Here is a 6,062-nt window from a genome sequence, read left to right as displayed (position 1 = left end):
ACCGTACGCCGGTCGGGGCCCACGGGCGTTCTCCCGACTCGTCGGGCAGGGCTCGGCAGGCGGACCCGGACGATCGTGACCCGACGGTCCGGGATACTGGAGCCGGCCACCGTGCCGTCCCTGATCGCTGCGACCCCGAGGACCCCCGTGACCCACCCCCAGCCCGTCGTCCACGACCCCGGCAAGACCCTCGGCATCGTCGGGCTCGTGCTGTCGATCCCCCTGTCGCTCGTCGGTCTGGTCCTCGGGATCGTCGGGCTCGTGAAGTCACGGCGGGCCCGGCTCAACAACTGGTGGGCCGTGGCCGCGATCGTGGTCTCGTTCCTCGTGATCGTCGCGATCGTGATCTGGGCCGCGACCCTGGTGTGGCTCATGGGCGAGTGCGCAGAGCTCGGCCCGGGGATCCACGACGTGAACGGCCGCCCGATCGAGTGCGTCGCCGGATCCTGACCTTCCCCTGGCGGGCAACGGCCCGCTGCGTCACGTGCACCCCGCGTACGACACCGCAGCGCGTGGCTCAGCCGAGCGGCGCCAGGTCCGGGCTCTGCACGCACAGCGCACCGCGCCGCGCACCCTCGCCCAGCGCCTCGACGACCCCCGCCCCTCGCAGGTGGGCGTCGAGGTAGCCCGCGAAGAACGCGTCGCCCGCACCGTTGGTGTCCACGACCCGCTCGACGGCGACAGCAGGCACCTCGACCCACTCGCCGTCGGCGGTGAGGGCACTCGCCCCCCGCGCACCGTGCGTGCACACCACGAGCCGGGCTCCGGCCGCCACGCGGCCCTCCATGAAGGCCCGGTACCCCGGGAGCCGGTCCGAGCTGAGGAACAGGTACGAGGCCGACTCGACGAACTCGCGGTGGAACTCGGCCTCGCCGTCGTAGTCGTGCACGTCGCACCACACGTCCTTGCCCAGACGGCGCGCCTCGCGCAGCAGCGGCAGGGCGGGCAGCGCGAGGTCGACCACGACGGCCGGAGCAGCGGTCAGCGCCGCGACGGCGGCGTCCCACGTCCGCCCAGGGGCCACGTCGCCGGGAGCCTGGAGATAGATCGACAACCGCTCACCCGTGCCGCCCATCAGGTTGAGGTGGCGCTCGGTCCGACCGTCCGGCGACGGTTCCACGAGGAGCGCGACCCCCGCCTGCCGCAGGACGTCCTCGACGCGGGGAGCGACGTCGTCGGACCCCAGGACCGTGCGCAGCACGACCCCGCGACCCAGGGCGCGCAGGTTGAGGGCCTTGCCCGCCGACGTCCCACCGACCGTGGCCCGGTGGCGCTCGGCGAACAGCGTCTGCGAGCGCGGCTCGGGCAGGGAGTCGAGATAGACGAGCTCGTTCCACGAGGCGGGGCCGGCGACGAAGACGGGCGCGGAGGTGTCCATGGACGCCGACGCTACCCGGGCGCGGGGGTCAGCCGGGCGAGAACGTCTCGCGGGCCCGGTCGCCGAGCGCCGGACGACGGTCGGTCCACATGCGCTGTGCATCGCGGGCCGCCGAGAGCACCGCAGGGTCGACGTCGGCGATCGCCAGCCCCTCACGGGACTCGACGTGCGCGACGCGGCGCCCTAACGGGTCGAAGACCGCCGACCCGCCGATGAAGTCGCTCGGAGCCCCGACGAGACCGGCGAAGACGACGTACATCCCGTTGTCGAGGGCACGGGCCGCGTAGTGCAGGTCCCGCCGGTGGGCGCCGCCGGGGAAGTACGCGCCGCTGTTGACGTAGACGCTCGCCCCGTCGGCCGCGGCCGCGGCAGCGTGCTCGGGGAAGTTCGCGTCGTAGCAGACGGACAGGGCTACCTCGACGCCGTCGACGGTCAGACTCGCGCCGCCGGGCCCCGCGGAGAAGGTGTCGCGCTCGCTCGCGTGCAGGTGCTGCTTGTCGTAGGCGACCCATGGAGCGCGCCCCGGCGCGACCACCAGGTCGGTCAGAGCGCGACGTCCGCCGTGGTCGAGCGCCGTGTTCAGCACGACGACGGTCCCCGTCGCGTCGACCGTGCGCTGCAACGCCGACGCCCAGGACAGGTCGTCGGCGCGAGGCAGCGGTCGCGCGAAGACGGCGTCGTCGTAGCCCGTCACGAACGCCTCGGGGAAGACGACGAGGCGCGCACCCGCCGCGGCCGCCTCGGCCGTGAGACGTGCGGCCTTCTCGACGTTGGCGACCGTGTCGCCCGGGATCGCCTCCGCCTGGACGGCGGCCACTCTCAGCATCACGGGGGTGATGGTAGCGGGTTCGACGCGGGGCGCCGCAGCGCCGACGGGTCCGTCGACGTGGGAGCGCTCCTTACGGCACAGGGCTCCCGGGCGTGGTAGACATCGAGAACGTGCAGGACGGCGGTCGACCTCAGGGGGCGAGGGATGTTCGCATCTGCGTGGCACGCGAGAAGAAGGCGTCCGGTACCGCCGTGGTGGTGACGTTCGTCGGGCTCGTGCTGGCTGCACTCGGGCTCATGCTGCTCGCGCGGGTTGGGACCGGCGTTCGCCGGCGCAGGGACGAGCCGAGCACCGGCGCGCACGGAACCGGCATGGCCCTGGGCGGCGGCCTCGTCTTCTGGGGTGCGCTGCTCGTCGTCATCGACACGTGGAACGGCTAGTCGCCAGGTGTTCTCGGGTGGGCGAAGCCCGCCGCCGGACCGCCCGCGGGCTGGTGCATCCTGCGGGTCCGGCGTGCGCGGTCAGCAGTCGGCCCCCACGTGGCCCCAGGCAGCACAGGATGACGGAACGACGAAGGCCCGGAACCTGACGGTTCCGGGCCTTGTGCCTGGTGGAGCTAGGGGGATTCGAACCCCCGACCTTCTCATTGCGAACGAGACGCGCTACCAACTGCGCCATAGCCCCAGAGCGAGGTCAACATTAGCACCTGTTCCGAGTGCTTCGACAATCCGTCGTCCTCGCGGCGCACCCGGGCCCCCACGCGGGGCACCTACCCGCCCGAGACGCGTCTGCGGGCCAGGATCTCGTTGAGGTCCAGGCCCAGCGTCTCGGTCTTGGGCTTCTTGTCGTCGCCTGCCGCGGGGGCCGCAGGACGGGGCGACACCGGCGCGGCCGGCACACCCGGGACCATCGGCACGCCGGTCACCTCCGCGCCCGTCGCCTCGGGGGCGGGGCGGGGAGTGGCGGCCGGTGCGACAGGGACGGCCACCTGGACCGGCGCGATGCCGGTCTCGGAGGCCGTGGGCTTCATGGTGTACGTCGGGCGTGGCACCGGAACCGGTTCCCAGGCTCCCCCGGGCTCGCCGTCGGTCGACGGGGCCGTCCGCTCGGGGCGGGGTGTTCCCTCGGGCGCGGCCGAGCCCGAGGCAGGCACCACCTCGGCGACCTCCGCCTCGATCACGACGACGACCGGCTCCTCACGGTCCCGGTCGTCGAACAGCTCGCCACCGCTCGCACCCGTGCGGGGTCGGGCTAGGTCGGGCTCCGGTTCGACACGGGCGGTCGATCCGGTCGCGGGACGCCGGTCGCGGCTGCGCGCAGCGCCTCGTTCGAGGTCGGCGGGCGTGACGCGCGGGATCATCTGGGTGCTCGTCTGCGAAGGGCGCACGGCGTGCCCCGTGACGCGCGAAGGGTGGACGTTGCGCGGCGCGACCGGGCTTCCCTGCACCGGGCCTCGTGAGGCGCGTGCGGCCTCCCGGGCGGCCGCACGACGGTCCGCGAGCCACACGGTGTCGGCCCGGCGTGCGGCGAGCACCGCCTGACGTCCCAGGACGAGGACCAGGACGAGCGCCGCCGTCGGGCCCGCTGCTGCGTACCAGGACACGAGGCCGAAGCCGACCGCGACCCACGCACCCGCGGTCGCGAGCAGCAGCAGGATCGTCAGCACGAGTCGCCGGCGCGCGGCCTTGGCGCGACGCTCGAGCAGAGCGATGCGTGACGGCGAGGGCGCCCGGCGGGCCGGGAACGGGTCGTCGAACCCGCCCTCGGCGCGGCGCCCGGGCGGGATGGACGGGCGAGGGTCTCCCGTGCGGACGTCGTTCTCCATGGTCTGCGGCCCCTCCTTCGACGACGGCCGGTGGCCGGTGCCACCGGCCGTGACCTGCTGGACTTCTCTCGCTGCGGCCGGGCCGGGGTCGCCGGCGTCGGAGACCCGCAGCAGGATCCCGACGTCGGGCTCCGTGGCGACGGCCGGACCCAGGAGCAGCGAACGACCCTCGGCGGGCCCCAGGTGCCCGCGGGGCGCACGACGCTCACGCTTGCCCGACGCGACCCCCAGGACCCGCAGCGAGCCGGAGAACCGGTCCTCGACCCGCGAGTCCAGGAACTGCTGACGCTGCTTGACGCGGTGCGGCACGTAGTAGGCGAACCAGATCACGAACAGGGCAAGGACTGCCACGCCTGCCGAGCCCGTCGTCGATTCCACATGCCGACCGTAGGCGAGCCGCCAGGTGGGCTCCCGGACGCCGCACGGCGTGTCGGTCCTTTTCCCTGACGGGACCATGCACTATGGGGCGTCGCGACGCCGCTCCTGCCAGCGGGTCAGGAGCCCGTCCGGGACCTCCTCGGTCGTGATCGCGAACGTGCGGTGGTCGCACCACTGGCCCTGGATGTGGAGGTAGCGCTCGCGCACGCCCTCGTCCCGCAGACCCAGCTTCTCGACGACGCGCAGGCTCGGACCGTTCTCCGGACGGATGTTGATCTCGATGCGGTGCAGCCCCAGGACCTGGAAGCAGTAGTCGACCGACATCGCGACCGCGGTGGGGATCACGCCCCGGCCGGCGACGTGCTCCCCGACCCAGTACCCGATGCTCGCCGAGCACAACGACCCGTACGTGATGCTCGACACCGTGAGCTGCCCGACGAGCTCTCCGTCCAGCTCGACCGCGAACGGCAGGGTCGTGCCCGCGCGCGCCTGGGCCGACAGGATCCGCACGTACTCGCCGAAGGTCGGCGGGCCACCGCCCGCACCCGGCCGGGGCGACGTCGCCTCCCAGCGTTCGAGCCACGAGGCGTTGCGGGCACGGAGCGTCATCCACGCGTGCCCGTCCTTGCGGCGCAACGGTCGCAGCACCACGCTGCCGTCCGTCGCGTCCTCGCGGAGCGTGACCGGCCACGGCTTCGACACGCTCCACGTCCGTGCGAGCTTGTTCGTCATAGTTCCCGTGCCCATCGATCGTCCGTCCCCGGCAGCAGAGCCCGAGACGTCGTGCCTTCGAGCACCAGGATCACCGACGCGACGCCTGGTGGACAGGGTGTATCACGACCTGACACGCCGACACCAGCAGCGGGTACGCCCGTACCGAAAGCTGACGGACGTCGTCGATGGCGTGAGGACGCACCTCCCTGGGCCACCCGCCGCCCGCCAGGCTCCACGATCCGGGTCCTTTCCGTCCGACGACGACAGCACGGACACTTCTTGCCCGAACCTTTGCGACAATAGGCGCATGAGTGGCCCGGTTCAGCCCTATCCCCTGCATGGAAGCATCGAACCCGAGGACGCGAAGGAGATCCTCCGAAAAGCCATCCGCACCGCTCGATCCGCCCGTACCGAGCGCCGCCGCGACGAAGCGGCACTGGCGATCGCCGACGTGATCGAGACCATCCCCGAGGTCCTGTCCGCGCGTTGCGTCGCCACGTATGCGGCGCGTCCCGCCGAGCCCGGCACCACCGCGATGCTCGAGCGGCTCTCCGCCCGCGGCGTCCGCGTGCTCCTGCCCGTCCTGGGTGCGGGGCTCCAGCGCGACTGGGCCGAGTTCGACGGCGCGCACGACCTCCAGGTCCGCGCCCCGGGCAGGCCTCCCGAGCCGAGCGGTCCCACGCTCGGGGCGGCCGCGCTCGCCGACGCCGACGTCGTCATCGCGCCCGCGCTCGCGGTCGACTCGAACGGCGTCCGTCTCGGGCAGGGCGGCGGCTGGTACGACCGCGCGCTCGAGCACGTGCGCCCCGGCACCAAGGTGATCGCCGTCGTGTTCCCCGAGGAGGTCTACGACGCGACGGACCGTCCGCTGCCCCTCGAGAAGCACGACCGGACCGTGGACGCCGTCGCGACGCCGCTCGGCTGGCGCTGGATCGGTCAGGACTGACCGGCTCCGCCGCCCCTCGGACATGCACCAAGGGCCCGCCCGGGCACCAGCC

Annotated in this window: 7 protein-coding genes and 1 tRNA gene; 3 read left to right on the top strand and 5 right to left on the bottom strand. The window is 73.2% G+C overall.

The window, feature by feature from the left end; translation table 11 throughout:
- Positions 1 to 147: 147 nt before the first annotated feature.
- Positions 148 to 450 (top strand): hypothetical protein, encoded by a 303-nt coding sequence (locus tag ACFRCR_RS15855; RefSeq protein ID WP_377678843.1) that lies wholly within the window; start codon positions 148 to 150, stop codon positions 448 to 450.
- Between the two features lie 67 nt (positions 451 to 517).
- On the opposite strand, the gene ACFRCR_RS15850 is transcribed toward ACFRCR_RS15855, so the two are convergent.
- Both ACFRCR_RS15850 and ACFRCR_RS15845 read right to left on the bottom strand, forming a co-directional pair.
- Positions 518 to 1,378 carry a carbohydrate kinase family protein gene (locus ACFRCR_RS15850; RefSeq protein ID WP_377678841.1) on the bottom strand — a complete coding sequence of 287 codons (861 nt, stop codon included), beginning with the start codon at positions 1,376 to 1,378 and terminating at the stop codon, positions 518 to 520.
- Between the two features lie 28 nt (positions 1,379 to 1,406).
- Entirely contained in the window at positions 1,407 to 2,204 is a 798-nt protein-coding gene (locus ACFRCR_RS15845) for a carbon-nitrogen hydrolase family protein (RefSeq protein WP_377678845.1), read from the bottom strand.
- Between the two features lie 161 nt (positions 2,205 to 2,365).
- Between ACFRCR_RS15845 and ACFRCR_RS15840 the strand changes: the two genes are divergently transcribed.
- Entirely contained in the window at positions 2,366 to 2,587 is a 222-nt protein-coding gene (locus ACFRCR_RS15840; protein ID WP_377678840.1) for a hypothetical protein, read from the top strand.
- Positions 2,588 to 2,755: 168 nt separating this feature from the next.
- Here ACFRCR_RS15840 and ACFRCR_RS15835 read toward each other — a convergent pair.
- The 3 genes from ACFRCR_RS15835 to ACFRCR_RS15825 form a co-directional block, all read right to left on the bottom strand.
- Positions 2,756 to 2,831: transfer RNA gene (locus ACFRCR_RS15835), tRNA-Ala, on the bottom strand.
- Positions 2,832 to 2,916: 85 nt separating this feature from the next.
- Positions 2,917 to 4,350, bottom strand: a complete 1,434-nt coding sequence (locus ACFRCR_RS15830) for a hypothetical protein (RefSeq protein WP_377678838.1) — start codon at positions 4,348 to 4,350, stop codon at positions 2,917 to 2,919.
- Between the two features lie 81 nt (positions 4,351 to 4,431).
- Positions 4,432 to 5,097 (bottom strand): GNAT family N-acetyltransferase, encoded by a 666-nt coding sequence (locus tag ACFRCR_RS15825; RefSeq protein WP_377678836.1) that lies wholly within the window; start codon positions 5,095 to 5,097, stop codon positions 4,432 to 4,434.
- 274 nt (positions 5,098 to 5,371) lie between these two features.
- On the opposite strand from ACFRCR_RS15825, the gene ACFRCR_RS15820 reads away from it, so the two are divergent.
- Entirely contained in the window at positions 5,372 to 6,010 is a 639-nt protein-coding gene (locus tag ACFRCR_RS15820; RefSeq protein WP_377678834.1) for a 5-formyltetrahydrofolate cyclo-ligase, read from the top strand.
- The last annotated feature ends 52 nt before the right edge of the window (positions 6,011 to 6,062 follow it).

This window comes from Oerskovia sp. NPDC056781 (assembly GCF_042789955.1).
Taxonomy (GTDB): Bacteria; Actinomycetota; Actinomycetes; order Actinomycetales; family Cellulomonadaceae; genus Oerskovia; species Oerskovia rustica.
The sequence above is the reverse complement of the archived record's forward strand: the minus strand, read 5'-3'. Positions and strand labels throughout refer to the sequence as shown.

What these genes read in the sequence shown, in the direction of transcription:
- ACFRCR_RS15820 (WP_377678834.1), top strand. Translation starts at nt 5,372, where the DNA reads ATGAGTGGCCCGGTTCAGCCCTATCCCCTGCATGGAAGCATCGAACCC.
- ACFRCR_RS15845 (WP_377678845.1), bottom strand. Translation starts at nt 2,204, where the DNA reads ATGCTGAGAGTGGCCGCCGTCCAGGCGGAGGCGATCCCGGGCGACACG.
- ACFRCR_RS15850 (WP_377678841.1), bottom strand. Translation starts at nt 1,378, where the DNA reads ATGGACACCTCCGCGCCCGTCTTCGTCGCCGGCCCCGCCTCGTGGAAC.
- ACFRCR_RS15825 (WP_377678836.1), bottom strand. Translation starts at nt 5,097, where the DNA reads ATGGGCACGGGAACTATGACGAACAAGCTCGCACGGACGTGGAGCGTG.